General features: G+C 57.1%; 29 protein-coding genes. 7 read left to right on the top strand and 22 right to left on the bottom strand.

The window, feature by feature from the left end; translation table 11 throughout:
* Positions 1-13: 13 nt before the first annotated feature.
* Positions 14-1,252: an alpha/beta hydrolase family protein gene (locus tag ACMHYJ_RS06390; protein WP_414245368.1), complete on the bottom strand. Its 1,239-nt coding sequence runs from the start codon at positions 1,250-1,252 to the stop codon at positions 14-16.
* Between the two features lie 81 nt (positions 1,253-1,333).
* Positions 1,334-2,191 carry a GNAT family N-acetyltransferase gene (locus ACMHYJ_RS06385; RefSeq protein WP_414245367.1) on the bottom strand — a complete coding sequence of 286 codons (858 nt, stop codon included), beginning with the start codon at positions 2,189-2,191 and terminating at the stop codon, positions 1,334-1,336.
* Between the two features lie 167 nt (positions 2,192-2,358).
* Here ACMHYJ_RS06385 and ACMHYJ_RS06380 point away from each other — a divergent pair, with 167 nt between their 5' ends.
* Positions 2,359-2,499, top strand: coding sequence for a hypothetical protein (locus tag ACMHYJ_RS06380; RefSeq protein WP_414245366.1), 141 nt, complete (start codon positions 2,359-2,361; stop codon positions 2,497-2,499).
* A gap of 264 nt (positions 2,500-2,763) precedes the next feature.
* On the opposite strand, the gene ACMHYJ_RS06375 is transcribed toward ACMHYJ_RS06380, so the two are convergent.
* Entirely contained in the window at positions 2,764-3,513 is a 750-nt protein-coding gene (locus ACMHYJ_RS06375) for a DCL family protein (protein WP_414245365.1), read from the bottom strand.
* Positions 3,514-4,071: 558 nt separating this feature from the next.
* Here ACMHYJ_RS06375 and ACMHYJ_RS06370 point away from each other — a divergent pair.
* Genes ACMHYJ_RS06370 through ACMHYJ_RS06360 form a run of 3 tightly spaced genes read left to right on the top strand, consistent with a single transcriptional unit; the run spans position 4,072 to position 7,419 of the window.
* Positions 4,072-5,637, top strand: a complete 1,566-nt coding sequence (locus ACMHYJ_RS06370; protein ID WP_414245364.1) for a recombinase family protein — start codon at positions 4,072-4,074, stop codon at positions 5,635-5,637.
* On the top strand, positions 5,634-6,539 hold the full coding sequence (locus tag ACMHYJ_RS06365) for a ParB/RepB/Spo0J family partition protein (RefSeq protein ID WP_414245363.1): 906 nt from the start codon (positions 5,634-5,636) through the stop codon (positions 6,537-6,539). The genes ACMHYJ_RS06370 and ACMHYJ_RS06365 overlap by 4 nt, the downstream gene beginning before the upstream one ends.
* A 1-nt stretch (position 6,540) precedes the next feature.
* Positions 6,541-7,419, top strand: coding sequence for a plasmid partitioning protein RepB C-terminal domain-containing protein (locus ACMHYJ_RS06360; RefSeq protein WP_414245362.1), 879 nt, complete (start codon positions 6,541-6,543; stop codon positions 7,417-7,419).
* 10 nt (positions 7,420-7,429) lie between these two features.
* On the opposite strand, the gene ACMHYJ_RS06355 is transcribed toward ACMHYJ_RS06360, so the two are convergent.
* The 15 genes from ACMHYJ_RS06355 to ACMHYJ_RS06285 all read right to left on the bottom strand — a co-directional run bounded on the left by ACMHYJ_RS06355 (position 7,430) and on the right by ACMHYJ_RS06285 (position 20,307).
* Positions 7,430-8,755, bottom strand: coding sequence for an McrC family protein (locus ACMHYJ_RS06355; RefSeq protein WP_414245361.1), 1,326 nt, complete (start codon positions 8,753-8,755; stop codon positions 7,430-7,432).
* On the bottom strand, positions 8,733-10,715 hold the full coding sequence (locus ACMHYJ_RS06350; protein ID WP_414245360.1) for an McrB family protein: 1,983 nt from the start codon (positions 10,713-10,715) through the stop codon (positions 8,733-8,735). The genes ACMHYJ_RS06355 and ACMHYJ_RS06350 overlap by 23 nt, the downstream gene beginning before the upstream one ends.
* A 60-nt stretch (positions 10,716-10,775) precedes the next feature.
* Complete coding sequence (locus ACMHYJ_RS06345) at positions 10,776-12,125, bottom strand: DNA cytosine methyltransferase (RefSeq protein ID WP_414245359.1); 1,350 nt, start codon at positions 12,123-12,125, stop codon at positions 10,776-10,778.
* Positions 12,126-12,140: 15 nt separating this feature from the next.
* Positions 12,141-12,356 (bottom strand): hypothetical protein, encoded by a 216-nt coding sequence (locus ACMHYJ_RS06340; RefSeq protein WP_414245358.1) that lies wholly within the window; start codon positions 12,354-12,356, stop codon positions 12,141-12,143.
* 90 nt (positions 12,357-12,446) lie between these two features.
* Positions 12,447-12,686 carry a hypothetical protein gene (locus ACMHYJ_RS06335; RefSeq protein WP_414245357.1) on the bottom strand — a complete coding sequence of 80 codons (240 nt, stop codon included), beginning with the start codon at positions 12,684-12,686 and terminating at the stop codon, positions 12,447-12,449.
* Between the two features lie 163 nt (positions 12,687-12,849).
* Entirely contained in the window at positions 12,850-13,137 is a 288-nt protein-coding gene (locus tag ACMHYJ_RS06330; RefSeq protein WP_414245356.1) for a hypothetical protein, read from the bottom strand.
* 90 nt (positions 13,138-13,227) lie between these two features.
* On the bottom strand, positions 13,228-13,908 hold the full coding sequence (locus ACMHYJ_RS06325; protein WP_414245355.1) for a hypothetical protein: 681 nt from the start codon (positions 13,906-13,908) through the stop codon (positions 13,228-13,230).
* Complete coding sequence (locus ACMHYJ_RS06320; RefSeq protein WP_414245354.1) at positions 13,905-14,204, bottom strand: hypothetical protein; 300 nt, start codon at positions 14,202-14,204, stop codon at positions 13,905-13,907. Before ACMHYJ_RS06320 ends, ACMHYJ_RS06325 begins: the two co-directional genes overlap by 4 nt.
* Positions 14,205-14,218: 14 nt before the next feature.
* Complete coding sequence (locus ACMHYJ_RS06315) at positions 14,219-14,539, bottom strand: phage head closure protein (RefSeq protein WP_414245353.1); 321 nt, start codon at positions 14,537-14,539, stop codon at positions 14,219-14,221.
* Positions 14,536-14,955, bottom strand: a complete 420-nt coding sequence (locus tag ACMHYJ_RS06310) for a head-tail connector protein (protein ID WP_414245352.1) — start codon at positions 14,953-14,955, stop codon at positions 14,536-14,538. Before ACMHYJ_RS06310 ends, ACMHYJ_RS06315 begins: the two co-directional genes overlap by 4 nt.
* Before the next feature lie 12 nt (positions 14,956-14,967).
* On the bottom strand, positions 14,968-15,174 hold the full coding sequence (locus ACMHYJ_RS06305) for a hypothetical protein (protein ID WP_414245351.1): 207 nt from the start codon (positions 15,172-15,174) through the stop codon (positions 14,968-14,970).
* Between the two features lie 78 nt (positions 15,175-15,252).
* A complete protein-coding gene (locus ACMHYJ_RS06300) occupies positions 15,253-16,464 on the bottom strand; it encodes a phage major capsid protein (protein WP_414245350.1) in 1,212 nt (403 codons plus the stop codon).
* A gap of 81 nt (positions 16,465-16,545) precedes the next feature.
* Complete coding sequence (locus ACMHYJ_RS06295; RefSeq protein WP_414245349.1) at positions 16,546-17,283, bottom strand: head maturation protease, ClpP-related; 738 nt, start codon at positions 17,281-17,283, stop codon at positions 16,546-16,548.
* Positions 17,270-18,610, bottom strand: a complete 1,341-nt coding sequence (locus ACMHYJ_RS06290; RefSeq protein ID WP_414245348.1) for a phage portal protein — start codon at positions 18,608-18,610, stop codon at positions 17,270-17,272. Before ACMHYJ_RS06290 ends, ACMHYJ_RS06295 begins: the two co-directional genes overlap by 14 nt.
* On the bottom strand, positions 18,610-20,307 hold the full coding sequence (locus ACMHYJ_RS06285) for a terminase large subunit (RefSeq protein ID WP_414245347.1): 1,698 nt from the start codon (positions 20,305-20,307) through the stop codon (positions 18,610-18,612). Before ACMHYJ_RS06285 ends, ACMHYJ_RS06290 begins: the two co-directional genes overlap by 1 nt.
* A 51-nt stretch (positions 20,308-20,358) precedes the next feature.
* On the opposite strand from ACMHYJ_RS06285, the gene ACMHYJ_RS06280 reads away from it, so the two are divergent.
* Entirely contained in the window at positions 20,359-20,700 is a 342-nt protein-coding gene (locus ACMHYJ_RS06280; RefSeq protein WP_414245346.1) for a DUF3024 domain-containing protein, read from the top strand.
* Positions 20,701-20,703: 3 nt separating this feature from the next.
* Here the strand turns inward: ACMHYJ_RS06280 and ACMHYJ_RS06275 are convergent, their stop codons facing one another.
* From ACMHYJ_RS06275 to ACMHYJ_RS06265, 3 genes are all read right to left on the bottom strand, one after another.
* Positions 20,704-21,165 carry a phage terminase small subunit P27 family gene (locus ACMHYJ_RS06275; protein WP_414245345.1) on the bottom strand — a complete coding sequence of 154 codons (462 nt, stop codon included), beginning with the start codon at positions 21,163-21,165 and terminating at the stop codon, positions 20,704-20,706.
* A gap of 21 nt (positions 21,166-21,186) precedes the next feature.
* A complete protein-coding gene (locus tag ACMHYJ_RS06270; protein ID WP_414245344.1) occupies positions 21,187-21,900 on the bottom strand; it encodes a hypothetical protein in 714 nt (237 codons plus the stop codon).
* 196 nt (positions 21,901-22,096) lie between these two features.
* Positions 22,097-22,270, bottom strand: a complete 174-nt coding sequence (locus ACMHYJ_RS06265) for an HNH endonuclease signature motif containing protein (protein ID WP_414245496.1) — start codon at positions 22,268-22,270, stop codon at positions 22,097-22,099.
* A 309-nt stretch (positions 22,271-22,579) separates the two neighbouring features.
* Between ACMHYJ_RS06265 and ACMHYJ_RS06260 the strand changes: the two genes are divergently transcribed.
* Together ACMHYJ_RS06260 and ACMHYJ_RS06255 are read left to right on the top strand one after the other, a co-directional pair.
* Positions 22,580-22,801: a hypothetical protein gene (locus ACMHYJ_RS06260; protein ID WP_414245343.1), complete on the top strand. Its 222-nt coding sequence runs from the start codon at positions 22,580-22,582 to the stop codon at positions 22,799-22,801.
* A 29-nt stretch (positions 22,802-22,830) separates the two neighbouring features.
* Positions 22,831-23,274 (top strand): DUF3489 domain-containing protein, encoded by a 444-nt coding sequence (locus tag ACMHYJ_RS06255; protein ID WP_414245342.1) that lies wholly within the window; start codon positions 22,831-22,833, stop codon positions 23,272-23,274.
* A 7-nt stretch (positions 23,275-23,281) separates the two neighbouring features.
* On the opposite strand, the gene ACMHYJ_RS06250 is transcribed toward ACMHYJ_RS06255, so the two are convergent.
* Entirely contained in the window at positions 23,282-24,556 is a 1,275-nt protein-coding gene (locus tag ACMHYJ_RS06250) for a site-specific DNA-methyltransferase (RefSeq protein WP_414245341.1), read from the bottom strand.
* Positions 24,557-24,560: the final 4 nt, after the last annotated feature.

Genomic DNA, 24,560 nt, shown 5'->3' with positions numbered 1-24,560 from the left:
CACCGGCAGGCCGTTAATCTACCGCCTTTTGTTCCAGGGTCTCATCCAGCCAATCCAGGGACACCGCCGCCGAATACGCCAGATTGCCTACCTGGCAATGGGCATCGGCGCCTTCGGCAGCCGTGAAACACCAGGCGGCCCCCTGCCCCCCCACCCCCTTTTGAAACGCCTGCCACTGGCGCAAGGGTTCAGCCCCTTCGCCTTCGCCCACCAGGGCCAGCGTCGGGCAGGCGATGCGGGCGATATCGGCGTCCGCCAGGGAAAAATCCCGAATCCGCCGGTAGGTTTGCGCAAAACCGGGCTGCCCGAAACGCAGTATCAGGTTGCGCGACATCAGGCGCTGCTGGGCCGTCATGACATGGTCGGGAATATGAGGCAGGTCGGCCACGCCGAAATCGTCTTCCGGCGGCAAATCAGCGGGATCCAGGCCAATGAACGCCGTCATATAAGCATGCAGATCGACAATCGGCGAATTCAGAATCACAGCCTGCAGCCGGGGCTCGAAGGCCGCGATGCGCAGGGCGAAATAGCCGCCGAAGCTGATGCCCATCAGCGCCACGCGCTGTGGATCGACGCCCGGCAAGGCCAGCACGTAGTCCATGGCCTGACGGCCGATGGTTTCGTAGTCGGGCCGGAAATGGCTGACCGGATTGAAACGCCAGACATCCATTTGCCCGGGCCCGGTGAACAGCAGCAGGTCGTAACCGCGCTCCTGGGCGGCGCGGCCATGCGACAGCCAGGTTTCTTCCAGGGTGCCGTCGTAGCCGCTGACGATCATCAGCACGCGGTCGCCCGCCGACCCCGGCGCGCGCATGTAATAGGCCGGCAGACGCAGGCCGTCTTGGGAAAACCAGAGTTCCTGGCAATGCCAGCCGCCACAGCGCATGGCATGCAGGAAAGCGGCGCGGCTGTTCAAGCCGTATTCCTGATGCAGCGGGGTGTCGATGGGCAGGTAGTATTCGGCGGCCCGGAAGCTGTTGCTGGCCATCAGATACTGGTCGCGCGCGCTGATCCCATGCCCCTTGCGCTCGCGCCGGTCGGCATCGGCCATCTGGCGTTTCGCGCTGGCCGCAAAGGCGTCGACCCAGCCTTGCACATCGGCATCCTGGATTTGCCTGGCCACGGCAAGGCACATCCCCACGGCGGCCCCCCCATAACGCACGGCCCCCAGCTGCCGCATCAGTTGATGATCCATTTCCGGGTCTTGAAATCCGGCAACCCGTGTACTGCCGCGTTCGAGTCCTGCTGTCATGGCGGTCTCCCGTGGTGGCTTGCGCCTGTCGGGGTATTCTATCCCGGGTCAGCCCGGATTTCGACGGCATGGATCCGTCGGCTACCCCAGCTCGAACGACGTCACGCCATAGACGCGGCCAAAGTCAATGGCGGGGGCGGTGCCGCGATACATGCGCGCCGTCGAGAAGCAGGATCGCATCCGCCGGTCTGCGGCCAATCGCACCGCCTGCAAGTTGATTTCCGGCACATCGAGATAGACCGGCCCCGACACGCCCGGCTGGCTGGCCAGCGCATCCATCAAGCGCTGGGCCACGGCCGGGTCATCGGCAAACAAGGGGCCGATCTTCCAGCCGATCCGGCATGGCCGGATGGCGCCAAAACCGCCCAGCGCGCCATTCGGATTGCACCAAGCCAGCGCCACCGTCCCCGGCTGCGCGCACCAGGCTGCCAGGAACCCGGCGCGCGGCGCGGCAAAACAACGGCCGTCATAATCCTGGACGGCTTCGGCGGGCAGCTGCTCCAGGGGGGTCACGCCATCGTCGGCCGACGCGGGACGTCCCGGCGCGGGCTTGTATTCGTAGCGGATGTTCTGATGCGCCAGTACAAAGCCTGACTTGCGGTAATTGTCCTGCTGTTCGGGCACCCCATCCAGGCCGATCGAACGCGCCGCAAGGTGCGACAGCGCGGCGTCCCACAGCACACGGCCATAGCCTTTCGAGCGGTGTTCGGGCTGCATGATGTACAACCCGATGAATCCATGATCGGCACCGTAGCGCACCGCTGAAATACACCCGATGGGCGCGCCGTCGAGTTCTCCCACAAAGAAGCCACCTGGATCCGCCACCTGGAAGGCAGCGGCATCGTGCAGCCCGGGATTCCATCCCTGCGCCGCGGCCAGCTGGATGGCAAACCCGATTTCATCCGGGCGCATGCTGCGCACGCGATAGTCTGCGGACATGAGGATTCCTCCGAAAACGGCAGGCAAGGCGCCTGGAATATGGTTGAAGAACCCGAGGCCCGGGCATTTCGCGCCCCCTGGCTTCCGAGCCGCAGCCGTGTGCCGCCGCCCGCACGCGCCAAGCGCAATGCGCGTCATTCGGCATATACCTTACAGCCAGGATTGCGATGATTCAAACCCTGAAATCCGCTGTCTATGGCAGCAACCATATGGTTATGCAGCCAATCCATGCAAGCATAAAAAGAGGGGTGAAAAACCCGCCTGAAAAATCAATTTTGCCACACCTGCTGTGGCAAAACCTGCATTAAACGCAAAACAAGGCACTACATCGCTAAACGTAGTGCCTTGTTTTTGCTGGTAATTTTGGTGGTGCAGTTCCCCAGTAAAGGAAACCTTCCTTCCACGCGGCGATTGCCACTGTGGGCGTGATTACAGCTGACGAGCGCATCCGAGGGTAAACCGAACGTCCCCGCGCACCTCCTCTCTGGTTCGTACACGATAGTGTGCGGTTCGATCCCGCAGTAGGGGATCGAACTGGACTGTGCGCCACCATGCGCACCGACGCCGTCGATCTATCGATCTGGCACATATACCGGACGTGCGACCCTTGGCCTTCGCGCCTGGCTGGCGGTCTGGAGATTGGCCGCCCTGGAGAGGATCCGCAATATTGCCTGATCGTGGTGGTAGGTTCGGAAAGCGTCCGCCACCGCGCTGTCGATGAAGGTGGCCGATGTCTGACTATCGGCCGGGGCGGATACAACGCCGTCCGGGATGCCTCGTGACCAACCTCTGGCTGCCCGGAAGCCACTCACCAGATGCGAAAAGTTCGGCCAGGCGTGGTCAAGGTGGGCGTCGTTGATGGTGACCATCACGCCGGTCAACTCGCATTCGACGCGGCCCTGGTTGTCTCCGTATTGAGCGAATGCCTGCTTCTTGGCTTGGATGAGGTCGAGCGCGACAGCCTGCCGACAGGCCCCATAAAAGTCCTGCGACCGGCCCTTGGGCTTGCCCTTGACCGCGTCGATGTACGAGAAGTCCGTAGCGGTCCCGTCCTGGCGGACGACCCAGAAGCCAGAACTGCTCCAGCCGGTCCCGGTGTTCAGGCGTCGCTCGAAGTGGGCGATCTGGCCATCCCCCTTGGTTGGTTCACCGACTGCGTCGAGCACCGGGTCGTACCGCGCAATGAGCGCGACCAGATCGGCGTGGTCGCCCTGGTCGGAAACGCGCTGCCCGTCCTGATACCGGTGCAGCATTGCCTTGTAGTGCTCCAGGGCGCTACTTTGAGCCCGGAAGCTCCGGGAACCGATCTCGACAGTTGCCATTCGTTCTCCAGTACATCAAGGTCGCTAGGGCCGGTTACGCCTCAAGGAGGAGCACCCCAAAGTACTTGCCCTTGGCAGTGTTGACAGCCCCGTGCAGTTCCTCGCCACTCAATCCAAGCAAATGCTCGTCGGAAAGCGACGGATTTCTTGTTGCGAACCTGACTGTTTGAGCGTCAGGTGTACAGATGGAAAAACGTTCCTGCGTGGTCTGCTCTGCGACATTCTACGTTTTGCCCCAGCGTCCGAATCAATTGTACTGTTCGACCCGTCGGTGCCAGCAGGTGCGGAAGAACCAGTGGCAGGCGGTTGCCCGCAAGGATCCTGACTATCGGGAGAATCAGGCTCGTGCGCAGGATAGGTGGTGCGCCAACCATCCCGATTACTGGCGAACCTACCGATCCGACCATCCGGAGTACACACAGAAAAATCGTGAACAGCAGGCCGAGCGTAACGCCAAGCGACGCAAAAAGCGTGATTGCAAAGAGAGGACTTGATCGTAAGTTACTGATCAGAAGCGTATTGTTTCATCGGTATGGTATTTGGTAATGGCTGGCATCTATGTCGATCAATCGGAATGAAGCCGCTGATGATGAGCCTCGCGCCTCGTTGCGTGCTGCGCAGTACGTTCGGATGTCGACCGACCACCAGCAGTACTCGACTCAAAACCAGGCCGAGAGAATCCGGGAGTACGCCGAGCATCGTCACATCAAGATCGTCAGGACCTATGCTGATGAAGGCAAAAGCGGCCTGCGTATCGACGGTCGCCAGGCGCTGCAGCAGCTCATCGACGATGTCGAGTCTGGTGCTGCGGATTTTCAGATCATCCTGGTTTATGACGTGAGTCGTTGGGGGCGGTTCCAGGATGCCGACGAGAGCGCATATTACGAATACATTTGTCGCCGTGCCGGGATCCAGGTGGCCTACTGCGCGGAGCAGTTCGAAAACGACGGCTCGCCCGTGTCCACCATCGTCAAAGGCGTTAAACGGGCCATGGCGGGCGAATACAGCCGGGAGCTTTCGGTCAAGGTGTTCGCTGGACAATGCCGCCTGATCGAGCAGGGATTCCGGCAGGGTGGGCCAGCGGGATACGGGCTGCGGCGCGTATTGATTGATCAGTCGGGGGCCGTGAAGGCGGATCTCGCTCGCGGGGAGCATAAAAGCCTGCAGACGGACCGCGTGATTCTGCAACCTGGACCCGATGCTGAGGTGGCAGTCGTGAACCAGATCTATCGGTGGTTCGTCAACGATAGCCTGTTGGAATCGGAGATCGCGGGCAGGCTCAATGCCCAAGGGGTGCTCACAGATCTTGGGCGGGAATGGACCCGAGGCACGGTTCGGCAGGTCTTGTCGAACGAGAAATACATCGGCAATAACGTCTACAACCGACGGTCTTTCAAGCTCAAAAAGCGCCGGGTCGTCAATAGCCCGGAGATGTGGATCCGCAAGGACGGTGCCTTTGAGGGGATTGTCTCGCCAGATCTGTTCTACACCGCGCAGGGCATACTGCGTGCGCGGGCACAGCGCTATAGCGACGAGGATCTGATCGAAAAGCTGCGTGGCCTGCTGCATCGCCACGGCTATTTGTCGGGCCTGATTATCGACGAGTCAGAAGGGATGCCCTCGGCAGCGGCGTACGCACATCGCTTTGGTGGCCTGATCCGTGCCTATCAGACAGTTGGCTTTACGCCGGATCGAGACTACCAGTACCTGGAGGTCAATCAGTTCCTGCGGCGCTTGCATCCCCAGGTGGTCGGCCAGACAGAGCAGATGATTGCGCAGGTCGGGGGGCTGGTTGAAAGAGATCCTGCCACCGATCTCCTTACCGTAAATGGCGAGTTCACGGCCTCACTGGTGCTCGCCCGTTGCAAGGTACTGGCTACTGGCCATCGGCGCTGGAAAGTGCGGTTTGACACCAGCCTCGTGCCGGATATCACGGTCGTGGTGCGGCTCGATGAACCCAACCAGGCCGCACTCGACTATTACCTGCTGCCACGGCTGGACTTTGATCTGGCGGGCATTCATTTGGCGGATCACAACCCTGCAGGGTTCGAGTGCTATCGGTTTGATAGCCTGGATTATTTCTACGGTATGGCCCAGCAGTTCAAGATTAGGAGGGCGGCATGACGAAAGGAAAACAGGATTCCTCTTCGCAACTACAGATGATCCCCTTGGATCTGATCGAGGTGCTCAATCCGCGTGAGCGCAACAACCGAGTGTTCGAGCAGATCGTCTCCAACATCCAGAGCCTTGGCCTAAAAAAGCCCGTCGTCGTCACGCCACGCCGCAACCACGAGGGCACGCGTTACTTGCTGATCTGCGGGGAGGGGCGCTTGAAAGCGTTCAGGGCGCTGGGACACAGTGAGATCCCTGCGATGGTGGTCGATGTTGATGACGAATCGGCCTTCATCATGAGTCTCACGGAAAATATTGCGCGGCGCAAGTTCAGCCCGCTGGAGCTGATGGGTGGCATCCGACAGTTGCAAGACCAGGGCTATGACAAGAAGGTCATTGCTCGGAAAACGGGCTTAAGCCCTGAATACGTCCACGGGATCTTGCATTTGCTCAACGACGGCGAGGAGCGACTGCTCATGGCGGTAGGTAGTGGCCGTATTCCGTTGAATGCCGCGATGGCGATCTCGGCGGCAGGGCCAGACAATAAGGCGGTCCAGGCCGCGATGCAGGATGCCTATGAGTCGGGCAAGTTGCGGGGTGCCCAACTCATTCAGGCGCGTCGGGTGGTCGAGCGCCGTCGGGTCCGGGGCAAAGCCATGGGCGGGAGCATGATCTCGCGCAAGGCCACTGAGGGCGTCACTACAACGAGCTTGGTGCGCAATTACCAGCGAGAGGTCGGGCGTCAGAAGCAACTCATTCGAAAGGCGGAAGCCGCCCAGCGCCACTTGCTCTTCATTGTGGGTGCATTGCGCCAGATCCTGAGCGATGAAAATTTCGTCAATCTGCTGCGTGCTGAGCACCTGGACACGATGCCACAGTACTTGGCAGAGCGTGTCTGGTCGCGGGGGGTGTGAGATGAGCGAGCCACCTCTCGGGTTCATTCCCGAACCGTTGCAGCTGCCCTTGGCGGCAATCCTGCCTACCCGTAAAACCCCAGATGGCCTGGTGGCATCGAGAAAATACAAGCAAATTGTTTCGTCCATCAAGGCCGTTGGCTTGATTGAACCACTGTCTGTGGGCAAACCTGATAGGTCTGGCAGGTACATTTTGCTCGATGGCCACACCCGGCTTGTCGCTCTGGCAGAGTTGGGGGTCGAGACGGCTCCATGCCTGGTCGCCCTGGATGACGAGAGCTACACCTACAACAATCGTGTCAATCGCCTTTCCAGCGTCCAAGAGCACGTCATGATCCGCCGCGCCGTGGAACGGGGTGTCACGCCCGAGAAATTGGCAGATGCGCTGGATGTCGACGTCAGTCACGTCATCAAAAAGCTGAACCTGCTCGATGGCATCTGCCCCGAGGCGGCAGACTTGCTGCGCGACCAGACTTTTTCAGCAAATCTTGGAGCGGTCCTTCGCAAGATGAAGCCCACCAGACAGGTGGAGTGCGTGGAGCTCATGGTCAGCGCCAATAACATCACGGTCGCGTACGCCCGAGCGTTGCTGGCTGCCACTTCGGCCAACATGGTGGTGGGCGAGACCAAGCCCAGGAAAGTGGCGGGGGTTGGCGCTGAGCAGATGGCCAAGATGGAGCAGGAGATGGGGAACCTGCAGGAGCAGTTCAAGCTTGCCGAGCAGACCTATGGGCAGGACGTCCTGAACCTGGTTCTGGCCAAGGGGTATCTGGCCAAGCTCATGGCCAATGAGGCGGTCCTGCGGCAATTGACGAAGAAATACCCTGAGGTGCTGAACGAGTTTGACAGCATCGTGCGCCTTGTGATGCTGGAGAAATGACTGATTTCCCTTATGTAATCAGAGCAGGGATCTGTGCCGTATGGTTCGTAATCGGCAAACCCTTTTCTTTTAATAGTTTTTTGAGTAAGTCCCTTACAACGATGAGCGTGGACGCAAGCAGAGGGACTTTTACGATATGGATTGAATACTGCCGACCACCCAGGACAGATTCAAGTTTTTGGTAGTAACCAGTTTTTCCTGTCTCGTTGGTCACGTCAGGATACATGAGAACAATATCCAAACAATTAAAGCGAGATCCATAAGTCAAAACTTGGTAGACATCTTCGCGAGAAATTCCAAGTTGGCGTTTACGCATGTCAAGAGATTTCCATTTTGTATCTACTATCAGCGCAGTTTTTCCGTATTTGTCGATCAATCTTATATCTGGGACCAACTCAAATATACCTTTGCCGTCGCCATGTGAGCATGCAAATGTCCCGCGCCCCTGAGCCTTGGAAACCAAGCCAGTTGAAGGAGAGATCCAAGCCAACTCCTTGGCAATGAATTGCTCAAAGAGCCGAGACGTAAAGATAATTTCTGAAGTGGCAAGCCTTTCTCCGGCAAATACCCCAGCTCCCTCCTCATCCAGGAGGGCCTTGCTTTGCTGAAGCAAAGAGTGATAGATCGGTGGAAGCCGGTCTGCGCGAACCTTTGCCCATTCCAAGCGATGATCCCCTGAGGCGTCAACAGAGTCGAGTTCGGATAGGCATAGATCGATGCGTCCGCGGATCCAGGCAGAGCTTCTTGGCTGGTAGTGGAGTAAAACTTTCTTAAATATCCTGTTTTCGGGAACGTCTTCCGTGAGAGCTACCCACGTTGATGCGAAGCGGCCAGGCCTCCGAATGCTCTCGTAGCATTGACTCGGAAACGATATACGGCCTCTGGGAGCGGGCAGGTTATCGGAGATCGATATGTATCTACGGATTACTTGACGGCGGCGCGCGAGTTGCAGTTCATTGCAAAATACCTCTAGAAGAATTTCATGCCTGCTGCCATCTGAACTTAAGGGTGCTAGACCCGCCGCCATTGACTGAGCTGACATTGCCGTTGCCAGCATTGCCGATAAGCTGGTATCTAAACGAGACCGCGCTTCCGGCCCTAAAAGATTCGCCCCAATTGGGGCAACCTCAAGAATTAGGAGCGCCGTCTCCAACGTACCTGTCCAAAATCTTGGCACTAACGCATTAGGCAAAATATTGAAATAGGCGTCAGGCTGTTCGCCGGTACTGTGTTTCCATGCGGTGACGATTGAGGAGAGCTCTTCTAACGACTCCAGTTCCAGCCCCGGACCGACGCGTAGCTTAGACCATTCCTCACACCGCAGCAGGCGCTTCATTAATCTCCCCATTGTCGTCGTCGGAGTTCCCAGAAACTACCGATCCTGATTGACAAAGCTTCAAGAGGCAGTTAACTGCGTAGGCTTCGTCATCAGGTCCAGGAATGGTCCTTATTGCATTCCAAAAACGAGGATCTATTTCGAGGCTTCTGGGAGTCGTATGTGGGCGATAACCAAAAGCAGACGCGACATCTTGGTCTATACCAAACAGCTTCTCAAATTGCTTTTCTGGGGGATCGAGTTTGAAGAAATTTGCTGTTTGTGAGGCCGAGTCTCCGAGGACCATCAGCATTAAGCCCTCGTTGCCGTAGAAATATTCATGCAAGAGTGGAATAACCTTCGTTGCAAGCCGTTCTATAACTTTCAAGTTGGAATCGCAGTCGACAAAATAGCCATGACCAATGCAATGATCTGCATCCATTAAATGCTCGATCCTGGCATTAACTGTTTGCAGAAGCAATCCGCAGTTAATCGATGGTGTATCTGTAGTGCTTCGAAGCAATGAAGGATTTGGTGGGATTTGAATGAAATCGAACCGGCGTCGAAGCGCATGATCAACAAGGGCAATATTTCGATCAGATGAATTCATTGTCCCGATCAGGTGCAAATTTGGCGGCATAAAAAGCCGAGATTCTAATTCCTCTGCGCGAGGGTATTGAAGCTCTATTCCAATTGGGAATTCAGCCCCGACTCTTTTGTCAGAATCCAAGGTTGAGATCAGTGGGCCGAGGATTCTACTGACATCGCCTCGATTAATTTCGTCGACGACGACCACGAACTCCTTTCCGGGTGTCTGAAGAGCACGTCGGATCATTCGAAGCAGCAAGCCTTCGTGTACCTTGTAACGAAGCTGGCTTGGTGGCAACACTTCATTAGGCATGTCTTCTTCATTATTCGAGGAGATGTCATCATCGAATACTACTGGTCGAATTGATTCGACCAAATCCTCATATTGAAGTGAAGGATGAAATGTAATGAAGGCGCACTGATCCCGGTAATCGTTGAATTTCTCGAAGGACGTCGTCGGATTTCCTTTGTCATCGAAATTTGGCTCGACAAGCTTCACTGCTTCGCGGACGGCAGATAACGTTTTGCCAGTGCCGGGGGGGCCGTAGTACACGCGGACAATGGATCGAGTTGAACTCTTTTTTCGCAATAGCAATCGAGTTCCGGCCGCTGCTAAATCTTGGAGCGCGAGAGAACGGAAAGCCTCAAATTCCTCAAGTCCCTCGAAGGGGTATACCTCTTCTGAAAGGTGTTTTGCGGAAGCTGATAATTCCATTAACTCGCGATCTAAGGCTGTCTGGTTCACTGAGCTGGGTAGAGCCTTGATCGCGATAAAGGATGCCAGAATCTTCTTAAGTGTTGTCGTGCGAATGTCCTTCAGGAAGACGACGTCCGGATCAGTGGAGACGCCAGCGATCGAGGATAAAGGCGTCGGAAATAAGCCGTTCTGATCCCAATCAATATTTGAGATTTTGCGACCGTACATCGGCCCCATACTATCATCTAAAAGCGCATCTGAGGCAATGTCGAAGAGAAGATTCGATACATTGCCGAGCTTGTTGTGATTTTGAGCGTTCTGGTAATGGGATGCTAAGCCGACCAAGATCGCGCCCGCTCGTGGCAAAGACATTAAAGTAATACGCCATCCAGCATTACTTCTATATCGTTCGAACAGATTTTTGCGGTAGATTCCAATATTCAAAAAGTGGACGTCCCCAAGCCAAGTCCCATAATCTGTTTTATCAAGACCCGCTGCTTCGAGCTTATTCTTGATGCCGCGCCGAAGTTCATGGGCCCAGAGGTTGTCAATGTTGGCCTGCGTATAGTAGTTGAAATCGGTGTCCACACCCCACTCAGCCTCTGGGAATATCCTGCTCAGCTCGGCGAGAGCGTTTGTGCGTTCAGCTTCGCAGGTCGGCTTTCTGTTTGATCGGAGCAGGTCGAGTAGAGCCATATTTATCCTAGAAGAGAAAAGGGGCGATGGGCCCCTGTACATAGTGATCTTGTTTGCTGTCTAGTCGGCGGCTGCTTCTGAGAGGATCTTGTTTTGCGCTGAAGCCTTGGAGCATTGCTTTTCTGACGACGAAGGGGGCGTAGTGATGGATTGAGCGTCCAGCAGGTCAAGGAGGTTGCGCAAGGCTAGGCCAACGCCTTCAGCCATTAGCGGTGGTACTGCATTGCCCACTTGAGAGCACCTTGCTACATCGTGTTTTCGACGTGGCCCATTGATTGTGTACCGACCGTGAAAGTGAAAGTTGTCAGGAAATGATTGAAACCTCGCCATTTCACGGACGGTAATGTTTCGCGACTCCACATAGTGAATAAATTCGTCTGGATGAGTCGTAATCGTGGACACGACTGTTGATGCATCGATGAGAACCTTCTTGTCCTTTTTTGTGTTGTTCTCAAGCAGAAACGCTTTCGATAGCCGCCCAGGAGGCTGAGTCTGATGAGCTAGGTTGTATAGTGCCTGAATTCTTTCCCCATGTTTCGAGAAACGATGGGAGTTCGGAATGCTTCCCGATTTTTGACCCCGCCTCATCGCGCGAGCATATGCAGAGGTGGCTTTGGTGTAGACAGCTGATTCAAACGCTGTTGAGTCAGGGCACGCCACTCGGGCACCGCCCGTGAGGTCGCCTATAGCTTCTTTCGCGGTAATGTTCTTACTTTGGGGTAGTCCCCAGTGCTGGCGTACGGTGATAGCTGCTTTACTCAGCATGTCACCGAAGGTCATCTTAAGATTAGCAGAGGACATCGAAGAACCTTGGATGCCCACGATGACCACGCGACGCCTAGATTGAGGAACGCCAAATCGGGTGGCGTCAAGCACATCAAAGACGCTTGTATAGCCGAGATCTGAGAGACGTTCGATTACTGCGTCGGCAACGGAGGTACTTGCTTCACCAGGGCGTGCCACGAATCGACGTGCAATTCCCTCGACATTTTCGATCAGTACGATGCGAGGGCGTACTAGTTCAACCATGTCGAGCATTTGATAGACGAGACTGTTCCTTTCGTCAGTTCCGTCACGACGCCCCCCTACGCTAAATCCTTGGCATGGGGGCCCTCCCGCCATCATCGCCACCGTGCCCCGCAGAGACCGAAGATGCTTCCGCATGGAATCATTCTTCAAGAGAGCTACGATGTCGTGGTTTGTCTTTGGCAACCATGCAGGCCAATCTACAAAACTCGCGTATGGTGCGCCTGGAGATAGAAGATTTTGAGACAGAGTTTCAAACGCCATCGGATCGCGCTCGATTGCGAAGATTCCGTTCCAGCCAGCTTCCTTAAGTCCGAGGCTTAAGCCACCGCATCCTGCGAAGAGGTCAATGCAGGAAAGCCTTGGTGCGTTTGATGTCGTCACTTTTTGATTCCCATGTTATTGGCTCTTTTTTGCATTTACAGAACTCTTGTCCTTGGCTGATGCCATGGTGAGCAATGAACCCTGAAATGGGTACTGCTCTTTGTCCAAGTGCTCCTTGATCAATCGAACGATCAGCGTTGATTTCTTGTGTCCGCGCTCGCTGCAGAAAGCTTCAAAGCGACGAGCTTCATCATCGGGGACAAGCACTGAAATTTTTCTTGGCACAGCCACAGGGACTCCTTGCGCGAGATCGTAGCTATTAAATCACTAGAAGCCGCACAAAGCAACATAAGTACGCATAAGTGCGCACTTATGCGTATTTTAATGTTCCCAACACATCTGGCACAGTTCTTGCGGAGAGGACGTTAGGGCAATGTACGCCTCATCAGCATCTACCTGGCTGTACAGCTGGCTGCTGCCTTTCTCACGCAATAGGTATGCAAGCGCTACCTTGTCTGGACGTGACAGCTCGGCGGCTTCTGCTGGCGTCATTCCTTTACCTTGCTGGACATGCAAGTTGTACGATGTCGCAAGCAGTGCATTAATTTTGTCGTGGGTCATAGCTTTCTCTTTGATTTCGTAAGTTATGAACGCTCGGTTTACCATTAAAGACAAGTTTTCTGTCGGGCATTTTTAATGCATAAGTTATTATGAATCAAAGACTTGCTGGGCTGTGTGTTGCCATTGCTGCAGAGCAATTGGCCTCGGGGATAGACGTTTCATCTCATTGACAGAACTGCCTCCAAATTTCATTGTGCATGACAATCTGCCGCGTGATCGGTGTCGGAGTGGCATCAAGTTCCTGCACGGTGCTCCACTGGACAGGTTTGGCAATCTGGCAGTAATCACCGCCCGTTGTCACGCACCCACCGACGAGCGCGACGACGGACAGCATCATCATCCAGCGCACCAATCTTACGAGCCACATGATCAGCCTTCCTTCGTAGGTTGAGATTTCGATGAGCAGCGTCCAGTTCGGTAGATCGCCTGGCCGCCCGCCCACCGGCGGCATAGGCACCGACGAGAACGAGTAAGGTGGCCAGCGCTGTGAGGCTCCACCCCTGGATTCGCGGCCAAAGGCCAACCGAGAATGCCGCCCACATCACAGCACCCCTGCCTGGTGGCGGCGCACCTGTGACCATGCAATGAAAGCCGCGATCCCCACCAGCGCGAGGCCGATGGCAATACGCACAGCGGATCCACTGGCCAGATGACCATTGGCCTGGGAGATGGCGTCTGACACTTGGGGCAGCACATCCGCGATCTGGGCCAGACCCACCCCGCCAGTCGCCGTAGCACCAATCGTTTCCCGAGTTACCGGGATCGGGCCTGCTGCCTTTTGCCGTGGTTCGATACCAGCCAGGGCCAGGCCTTTGTTGATGATCGTGGCGTTGTACCAGGAATTGAGGGTTGATAATGAGCCAGGACCGTTCTCGTGGCGGATAATCGCCTCAGTGACGGCCTTCAAATCCCGGTAGGACTGCATCTCCAGGGTTTCATCTGGCCTTCGCCCGGTTCGCTTGGCAACGGCCAGAATGTAGGCTTGCGTATCGTTTTCCAAAGCAGGTGCCCAGCGGCTAATGATCTGCGAGATGGTTCGCAGACCGTGCTTATCCTGATAGGTGATCAAGGTCCTGGCCAACGCCCGGATGCCGTAGACATCAGATACGAACTGACAAAAGGCCTTGTCGGTGCGCTGTTTGGCTGGCACGAGGCCTTGCCAGGGATCGCCCCAGCGCAAATTCCCAGGGTTTCGGTTGCGGATTCCGCGAGGGTTTTTCATTTGATGACTCCGTGTTTGATGCTCGCCCAGGCTGCCACGACTGCCGTGACAGCAGCAGCGATCCAGCCGATGGGCCGTGCAAGTTTGCCGATGCAGTGCAGTACCTTGAATGCACCGTTTAGGCTCTGGAAAATGTCCACGATTCCCGCCGTGTCGGCTTCGATTCGTCTGACCACCTCGCAGAGTTCCTGGATTCGTTGGGTGTGGGCGCGTTGCTGGGCGAGGATCGATTCGATCTCGTCCTGTGACGGATTGGGCATGATGATGAACTCGCAGGCCAGGTGCAGCGATGGCACGGTAAGGAGAGTCGCTATTCGCCCGTCGTCTGGCAGACGAGATCTGTCCATTCGTGATGGGCGAGATCGTGGGCGATGTACTGGATGTCAAATGAGACGCCGTTGTAGAAAACACGCATGCCCACATCGACGTCGGTGCGATAGCGGATTCGGAAGCTGTAGTGGGTCAGGGAAATGGCCACGCCGTTACTGATGGTGGACATCCCCGACTGCGTTTTAATCCAGGCCCACGCGGTCGCTATGTCTACCCATATATCGATGATTTGGCCGGTGTCATCTTGCTCCTGGACGTGGTCCTGAATCATGATGCGCCGATTAAATGTCCCGGCCTTCATGACAAGACTCGTCGGTATGGTGCGATCAGGCGCTCGAGGGCAGGGTTCTCGATGAGCGCCTGCTCAGTGGAGGCTTCTGTATTGGCCAGCATGTCGCCAACGAGCAGATACATGGCAGCTTTGAGTGCTGCCGGAGCCAAGGCGGCGGTGGTCTGGAGCGTGATGGGATATACCCCTTCGTCGCTTGTGACCGTGGCGGGTAATAGCGGCAAAGGTTCCGTGCGGCCCGCCGTGGGCGTCCATTCATAGGTGGCTGTGGCCAGAGCCAGCCCCGTTTGCTGCTCCACGATCTCGCGGGCAGCGGCAATCATGGCTGGCAGTACCGTATCGAACCCTGAATCGTCCAGGCGTAAGATGACCTTGACGTCGTCCACGGTGATCGGCTCGGCAGTAGCGGCAGTTGTGACGCGCAGCATGCCCGTGCCTCCTTATGGGGCCTGCTCGGCGGCAGGTGCCACATCTCGAATGGCCGCAACAGCGTTTGGATGAGTGTCGACAAATCCCGCCTCGCATGCAGCCTGAGCCTCGGGGGCGGGCAGTTCAATGATGTCGTCGTGCTTGCCGTAGAGGCAGTCCAGACGCACCGCGCATTCGATGGTGTCGGCCTTCGCATTGGGTTTCCGATCTTTCGTCATGAGGGCGCTCCGCAAAGAGATATGGCCGACCCACAAGGAGGCCAGCCATATCGAAGGTGGTGGAAAATCAGCAAAGGGTCAGGCGGCAGCACCGTGCTTGAAGGTCTTGACGGCACCGCCCACGTCCACGAGATTGCCGCCCGAGCGCATCCAGGCAAGAAACCCCACCTGGCCCTTCTTGGTGTAGGCGGAGTCTGTGAACCGGAACAGGGTCACAGCCATCACGTCGCGGATTTTGTAATAGCTGAAATCCCCGAAGGCGATGGAGATGGCAGAAGCCGCAGGGCTTGCCATGTCCTGGTTGACCGTGATGTTGCGATTGAGCAGCCGATCAGGAGCGCCACCCGGATTGCCCTGTTCATAGCCGGGTACAAAAATGGGTCGTCCGTCCGTATCTTTAACCTTGCGGATGAGTTTCAACATGTCGTCGTGCATCATCCATGCGGCATTACGCCGATACGCGGGATCCACCGCGTGTTCAATGTCCACCAGATCGTCATAGGTGATCTTGGCTGTGGCCGACACCGCCCCTGTGACACCCACCGAGGCGGCAGTGATAAGCCCATTGGGCTGGCTTGATCCAGTGCCGGTGGTGAAGTGTGCATTGGTGATGCGTCCCAGACGTACCTGCAGCCGATCCCGTACAAAACCTTCGATATCGGCGCTGGAGTCCTGCAGCAGTTCCCACGGGACGGTGACCACTTTGGAACTGTATTTGTAGACGGGCAGCGTCTTGACGCCAAAGCTCACGTCGGCATCCGTGGCCGAGGTGTTCTCGCCCACAAGTTCGCCCTTTTCGCTGGTGCCATCCGACGTGGGGAAATTCATCGCCTCACCCGAGGTGGTGCGAATGACATTGGCCACGGCTCGCATGCCGCCGTAGGCTTTCAGGGCATCCAGGATGGTGGTGGCCACCGTGGTCGGAACGGTGTAGCCGCCCTCGGAGTCGGTGGTGGTGGACATGGTGTTGCGCACTGCACGCCATTCGTCGGGCGTGAGCGCATTGTCGCCACCCCGACACCATTTATCAAAAAGCGCGACGGCCTCATCCTTGCCACCTGCCGGTGCCACATCACGCACAGCGGTACGCATGTTTTCCTCGGCAGTGAGATCCATGAGTTTTTGGTGGCGGGCAATCGCATCGTCGATGCGCTCGATATCGGCCACCTTTTCGTCATATTGCTTCTGGTGATCGTCCGTCCAGGCGGTGCCGGGGTGCTGGTCGAGGAGATTGCGGGTTTCTTTGGCGAGCGCTGTGCGCCGTTCGCGTTCTGCTTGGAGGTTGAACATGGGTTTGAGTCCTTGTAGAAATAGAAAAACCCGCCAGGAGGCGGGTCTGCGGGGAAAGAAAGGGAGTGTGATCGGGATGGATTACGCTGGCATACGCTCAAAGAGAGTGAAGTGCCGTTCAATCGCTGCCCGATGGCTAAGGAGTGCTGCGTCGCAGGCGGAGTTGCTCGCGGCCTGTGCCATGGGTGCTTTGGGGGCGTTGCGATACGCCGAGAGGTTCCAGGCGTTTGCTGTGCGCTTGCCCACGATTTCTACCACCCGGTCAACGAAACCAGCCTCACGCGCTTCATCGGCGGTAAACCACGTTTCAGCATCCATCCAGGCGGTGATTTCGCCAGTGGCCTTGTCCGTGCGCCTGGCGTAATCATGAGCAAGCCCGACGTCGATTTTCTCGAGCAGCCCTGCGGCATCAATGAGATCGTCCTTGTTGCCGATGACGACCGTCCAGGCGTTGTGGATCATGAAACCTGCGCCTTGGCTCATTTCCACCTCATCACAGGCCATGCAAAGACCCGTGGCAGCCGATGCGGCTAGACCGTCCACGTGGGCGATGATGCGTGCCGGGTGCTGCGCGATGGCGGTCATCATGGATCGGGCGGCAAACACGTCGCCACCGGGCGAATCGATGCGCAGATGAATTGTCTGGGCGGTGAGTCCAGCCAGCGTCTTGGCAAATTCTGTCTCATCGATATCGCCCCAAAAGCCACCGATCACCCCATGCAGATACAGTGACGGTTCACCGCTCTGGGCTTCGAGGCGTAAGGGCAGGGAGGCACCCGCATTCTCGCGGGCAAGTTGAAGCAATTTAAGCGTTTTCATGGTCATCCTCGGAAAGGTCCTCGGTATCATCCTCATCCTCTGCCGGGCTGGTAGACGTGGTGTTGACAGAGGAATCAGCAGGTTTGTAAAGCGTGTCGCCGCCCTCTACGGGAGGGAGATTTTTCAGGCGTCGCACTTCGTTTACGGTCATCCAGCCCTGGGCACCGGGGCCACCGAGTGCCTTGCCAAAGTAGGTGGCCTGCGCTTTGCTGTCGCCCGCCATAAAGCCATCGACGTTGTGCTCAACAAAGAGACCAGGGGTACGGAACAGTTTGCGGTTCAGTTCATCCTTGATGCGTTTCAAATGTGAGCCCAGGGTGTTGCGCACAAAGCCGATATACATCTGCTCAATGCCCGAACCCCAGCTCGTGGATTTGGAGGTTTCTCCGATCATGTGCGGCGGCACCCCAAAGGCACGGGCAATATCGATCACCTGCCACTGGCGAGATTCAAGCAGCTGCTGATCGACCGCCGACATCGTGAGTTCCTTCACCTCCAGACCTTCAGTGAGAATGAGTGGGATCTTGGTGTTGGCCCCTGGGCCACCATATTTGGCGACCCACGCGGCCCGAAAGTCTTCTTGCTGATCTACGCTCATGCGGCCTGCTGCCCGGATTGCGACCTCGGGCTTGCCACCGCTATTGAAAAAGCGCCCTGCGTGATCGTCCCCCTGGATGGCGATGCCGATTCCGTTGCGTGCGCCCCACTGGATGACTGACATGGATTCGGTGCCGTTAAAACCAAACCCTGGCAGGTGCAGCACATCATCCTGATCAGCGGTGAAGTAACCCTCATCGCCATAGAACGTGTATTGCAGGCGATGTGGTGACCGAGTGTGTGCCTTGCGCTGACACACGATATCGACCCGATCTCGCGGCCAGGGGATGAGTGAGCGCATGGCCCCATCTCGTCCCCGCTCGATGAAAGCGATGCCATCGCCTCGTAGCAATACTTGTGTGGTGAGAAATTCCCAACCTGCCGTTGCGCCCCAGGCGGAGCAGAACTGTTCGTTCAGGATCCACCAGTAAGGATGGTCGATACGGGTACGGGCAGGACCGTCGCGGTGATAGATGGGGAGCGGCAATTGCGCGATGGACCCGGCAATGAGGCTCACGCAGGCAAAGACAGCTGACACCCGCATGGAGGTGGCTGAGTTCACCACAGCACCGGCTGCGGTCGTTGAGTCACCGAAGATTTCAAACATCCGGATGGCATCGGATGATGCAGCGGGTTGCAAATCCGTTGCATCGGCGACGATGCCGAGCGTGGGCTCAATTCGGGCGGCTTTGCGGCTGGAACGCGAGAAACGGTCAAAGAGTTTCATCATCAGTCGATCACCACAAAACCTTGTTCGATAAAGCCTGAGTCGCCGGTATCGAGCACCAGGCGATTTAAGGCCATGAGCATGGCCACCACGCCATCGATCTTGTTTTCCGGCCGTTCCTTGCGCGGGTAGATGTTGTCTTTGGCATCCCGATGGCAGACGACGTTACTGACCATCCAGGTGAGCACCGGATCGCCATCAAAGGTGAACTTGCCTTGTAGTACCTGGGCTTCCAGCAGCTTCATGGGTTCCGAGAAATTCAGCACCGTGGGCCGAACCTCAATCATGGGCAGGCCCTCGGCAAGCATCCGGGTGGAGAATTGCGTGGCCTGAAAAGGGTCAAAGGCCACGGCCTTGACTTCAAAGCGCGAGGTCCAGTCCAGTAACTCCGATTCGATGAGGCCAAAATCCGTCACGTTGCCAGGGGTGGCCAGAAGCCTGCCTGCATTCATCCACCCCTGGTACTGGCTGTTGGCGGCAGAAAACACCGTATCCTCGGGCAGGAAGTGGCGCACGAACACGGCCACCTTCTCTCCGTGCTCAAAGAGCACAGCCATGGAGGCAATATCGACCTTGCTGGCCAGATCGATGCCGATCCAGCAGGGCTTGCCTTCGAAGGTGTCCAGCGTAAGGGCAGCATCAGCACACCGATCCCAGGCCCGGATGTCCATCCAGGCGGTGTCCACGCTCACCCAGTCGTTGCAGTGCTTAGTCCGAAAATTGTTGGTGGCCGAAGGCAGTTGCAGGGCCTTGGCCTGCAGCGGCAAGATGACCTCGGGGCGTACCGAAATGCCCCAGTTGGGATTGGCTTTCACCAGGGATTCTTCGGCACCCCAATCATCTGTGTCGTCCAGCCCATAGATGATGCCGAACTGGCTGTCGTCCTCCATCACTCGGTCCAAGACCTTCGTGATAAAGGAGCGAATTTCAAAGCAAATGCCCGCACGGTCGGACCCGGCGGTGGTGATCACCCAGAGCAAGGAATTGTCGCGTTTGCCGGTGCCGGTCTCCACCACGTCGTACACGGTGCGGGTTTTGTGGGCATGCAGCTCATCGATGCAGCCAAAGTGGATGTTCAAGCCATCGAGCGTGGAGCCTTCGGCAGACAGCGCCTCGAACTTGCTGGCAGAGGACAGGACGTGAATGTTATGGGCACCGACCGTCACGTCGTAACGCGTCCGAAAGCCGGGAGACTTGCGGGCCATGGCCTGTGCGTCGCCAAAGACGATCCGAGCCTGGTCGCGCGTGGTGGCCAGTGAATAGCATTCGGCCCCGCCTTCGCCATCAGCGGTCAGCATATAGAGTCCAACCGCAGAGGACAGGGTCGATTTGGCGTTGCCCCGTGGCACTTCAATATAGGCGCGTCGGAAACGTCGGCGGCCTGCGCGGTCGACCCAGCCAAAGATGGTGGTGAGCACGAACACCTGCCAAGGTTCAAGCCCGATGGGCGTACCGGCCAGCGGCCCTTTGATGTGCGGCAGTAATTCAACGAAGGCGCATAGATTATCAGCGGGACGGTATTTACGACCCTGTCCATCAGTCAGTAGTGGATTGAAGCGGTATGCGGCCCCCCGGCCCTTGAAACGTTCGAGGTCTGCCAGTTGGCGCGTGCAGGCTTTTTTTACCCATTGGCAGGCAGCAATCTCCCCCGCCACCACGGATTGAGCATAGCGGCGGGCGATTTCGGTATATTTGGGCACGGTAATGGGCGCCGCAGCATAGGCTGCAGCGCCAGGAAGCAAGGAGAGGCTGTGGCGTTTAGTGAATTGGAGATGCAGCGCGTCAAGCGCGTGGTGGGTGACTTTGTAGAGAGCCGCAGGCCCAGACCTGAGATCCGCGACGAGCTTGATATCGTCTATACCGTCGAGGGGCAGTCCGTGATTATTCAGGAGGATCGGGTGATCTACGACGGTTCACGGCTCTTGGAGCCGGTTGCCAAGACCACATGGGTGAAGACTCAGCGGGTGTGGAAAATCTACTGGATGCGGGCTGACCTCAAATGGCACGGCTATCAGCCGTTGCCGCAGGTCAGGACACTTGAGGAGTTTGTGGCCGAGGTCGATGCGGACCCGTGTGGCTGCTTTTGGGGGTGATGGCTATCCACCCGCAATGGCGCTCCATGGATCATCGGCCTTGGCTGCGTCACGCTTGACCACGACGCGTGACCGTGACGCCGGAGTAAATCCCATCTCGGCGGCAGCTTTGAGCATGAGCTGTGCCTGTTTGTTCACGATTGCCAGATAGGGTGATTGCATGGGCACGCCGGTATTGGGAGCCTTGATGAGCATGCCTGTGCGGGCGAGCTTTTCGCTGGCCTCCTGGTATAGATCGAAGGCCACCACCCAGATCGTGAACACTGAGGCGTCGACATCTTTCAGAAGTCCTGGTGGCGAGAGCTCGACCACCTCGCGCCAAATATCCTTCTGGTGCTCCGTCATCCATTCTGGCACAGCTGCCAGGTCTGACCGAGGCTGGGGTTCGTGGGCATTGATCGGGCGTTTGCCTGGGTTGCCTGCGATGATCTTCAGTGCGGTGGGGGTGGGTTTGCGTCCTCGCATGGGTGATTGCTGGGTGCTGAATTACGTTGAATCACGAGAGTGGTACGACACCTCCACCTCGGCAGGGTAAGTTTTGATGCCCTCAAAGGTTGGCGATGCGTTGAGCCACTGCGGCTTTTCGATGGATGTGATGACGGTCGCTGTAACCCTAAATCCGGATAACGATGCTCGAATGATCTTGGTCGCGTAGGCCTTATCCCCATATATAGAGATGGGCTGGTCAAAGCCGTCTGCCACGAACTGTATGGCGTCGCTACCGTGTTTTTCATAACTGCCTATGGGCTGGTCTACCAGGCTCATTGTCATTGACAGCGGCAGTGGTTTGTCGCCGGTGGTTCTGACCCAGGCCTTCAGAGTGCTTTTGGGCTTGTAGGGTTTGCGGATATCGTTAAGAAATTGCCGTCTGTGCTCGGCAATCTCGTGTTCTCTCTGGAGACGCTCCGCCTCTATTTCCTGTTCGGTGGGCCAGATTGCTTCGATGTGAATCTGGCCATTTGCGTTTCGGCAGACCTGGGCGACAGGTCTCAACCCCCCCTCCATGGCAGTTGCCAACACCGGATTCTGATCTTTGAATGTCGAGAACGCGAGTCCCTGTCCGCCAATTGAACCCCGGACGTATGCATTGATCTGACGTAAGTCAGGTTTTGTCCATAGAGATAGGAGCATCCCGTCCGACAGATCTTCAAGCACGCCATCCTGGTACCTTGGCTCGTTGATGAGAACGATGTTTGGCATACCTATCCCTATCACTGATTGGTTTTGGATAGGTTCATATTACCGAGGCCACCGCTTTTTCCAAGTGTTTCCTGGTGGTTTCCAACGAATATGCTGATAACCCCCTATGGTTTATTTCGCGGCCACAAAAATTTGATTGAGCAGCCGGTCTCTGGCAACCCGGTTGTAGGGTTTATAGGCCCCCATCAGGCTGAGATCAGGGCCGCATCGGGCGTTTCGGATTGCCAAAGCCACCATCGAAGCGATTGGTCTTGCGGGCGTGGCACGACAGGCACAGCGGTTGCAGGTTCGAGAAATCGTTGTTGCCCGAGTCTCCATCGATATGATCGACTGCGCGGGCCAGCGTGACGCGGCCCTGCTCAACACACATCCGGCATAGTGGTTCGCGTCCCAATACAACCTGACGCAGCCGCTGCCAGCGGGCCGTGCTGGTCGACAGGCCACGTCGGTTGCGTCGCGCTCTCGCCTGCTGGGCATTGTCCCACTGACGCCGATCTGCCTGGTGCAGCGGGCAAAAGCCGCTGCCCTGGACTAACTTTCCGCACCTGGGATGGCGGCAGGGCAATGGTGCTGCACGGGGCAATCGAAACTCTCTGAAAAACAATCGGAATCGGCTTGGCTTCTCAATCAGAAGAAGCGTTCATGGAGGTGTCGAAACACACCACCCACGGAGCACACCATGAAAAGCCGCACCCCCAACACCCAAGCCACTGACGCCTACGTGGAACTGGTCATCAGCATCCAGGAAAAGCTGGCCATCTTGCAAGGGGCCGCAAACGATCACTTTGGGGCAGACCCAGATCGCATCGACTGGGCCAACGTGGGGGACTTGACCCTCACCCTCAACCAGCTGACCGACATTGCCGACAGGATCACCGGCCAGGGCGAATACGCGAACTAAGCCCCCACGAAACAGACACGGAGCACACCATGAACAGCAAACTGACCCCCACACAACACGCCGTCCTGGCCCACGCCATCAATTTCGGCGGTGGCAAGATCGACTGGTTTCCTGACAACATCAAAGGTGGTGCCCGCCAAAAGGTGCTGGCGAGCCTGGCTGCGCGAGACATCATCTGCCCGACTGAGAACCGGTGGATCATCACCGAGGCGGGCTACGTCGCGCTGGGCTGCGCTCCGACCCAAGGTGCCCAGACAGCGGCACTGCAACCCCTGCGCAAGACCACCAAGCAGGAGATGGTGATCGCTTTGCTCTGCCGCCCAGAGGGTGTGACCATCGCCCAGATCATGGATGCCACCGGCTGGCAGGCACACACGGTGCGCGGCACCTTTGCCGGAGCGCTCAGAAAGCGGGGCATCACCGTCGTTTCAGAGAAGCAGCAGGGGCAAGACCGGGTGTACCGCAGCGCCTGACCCTTGGTCACGCCTGGCCGACTGCGTCCACCGTCAGGTCATCAAACACCATGCCATCCGCTTTGCGGGTGGCTTTCTCGCCTGTGAAGTCTTGCCAGCGACGCACGATCACGTCCACGTACTTCGGATCCAGTTCAATCACGCGAGCGTGGCGTGTCGCCTTCTCGCAGGCAATGACCGTGGTGCCGGAGCCTCCGAAGGGATCGAGCACGACGTCTCGGGTTTTGCTGCTGTTGCGCACGGCTCGTTCGACCAGTTCCACCGGTTTCATCGTCGGGTGCAGATCGTTTTTGGCGGGTTTTTTGATCTGCCAGACGTCCCCTTGATCGCGGGCACCGCACCAGAAGTGGTCAGTGCCATCCTTCCAGCCGTAGAGGATCGGTTCGTATTGACGCTGATAGTCAGCGCGGCCCAGGGTAAAAGTGTTCTTGGCCCAGATGATGAACGTCGACCACTTGCCGCCTGCCGCCCGAAATGCCGCTTGCAGGGTGGCCAGTTCCGATGAGGACATGGCAATGTAGGCAGCGCCCTTGGTTACGGACAGCAGATTCGTGCAGGTAGCTGTTAGGAACCCTTGGAAATCATCGCCTAAGTCGTCGTTCAGGATCGGGCGGTTCTTGCCACGCAGCTTGTCTTTGGCGGAGTTGGCATAGTTCACGTTATATGGCGGATCAGTGAAGGCCATGTCTGCAAGTTCATCGCCCAGCAGAGCCTTGTAGGCTTCTGGCTTGGTTGCGTCCCCGCATAGCACGCGGTGGTTGCCCAAGACCCAAATATCGCCCAGCTTTGTGATGGTGTCCTCGGCCACCTCGGGGACTGCATCATCGTCTGTCAGACCTTGCTTGTCTTCATCGGTGCCATTAAGCAGGCGGTCGATTTCTTCATTGGCAAAGCCAAGCAGATCCAGGTCCATGTCCAGCGACTTCAGTTCAGCCAGTTCCAGACTCAACAGTTCTTCATCCCAGCCCGCGTTTTGTGCAAGCTGGTTGTCGGCCAGGATATAGGCTCGGCGCTGGTTATCAGTCAGATGTGCGAGTTCAATGACTGGGACTTCCTCCATGTTGAGTTTTCGTGCCGCGAGCACCCGACCGTGACCTGCGATGATGCCGTAGCGCCCGTCGACCAGCACTGGATTGTTGAACCCGAACTCTCGGATGGAGGCCGCGATCTGCGCCACCTGTGCGTCACTATGCGTTCTGGCATTACGGGCGTATGGAATCAGCGATTCGGTGCGACGGTATTCGATTTTTAGGTCAGACATGGTGGCGGATTCAGTGGGCATAAAA

This window comes from Castellaniella hirudinis (genome assembly GCF_047468865.1).
GTDB classification, from domain to species: domain Bacteria; phylum Pseudomonadota; class Gammaproteobacteria; order Burkholderiales; family Burkholderiaceae_B; genus Castellaniella; species Castellaniella hirudinis_A.
Note: the sequence above shows the minus strand (reverse complement) of the source record. Positions and strands in the feature narration are given on the sequence as shown.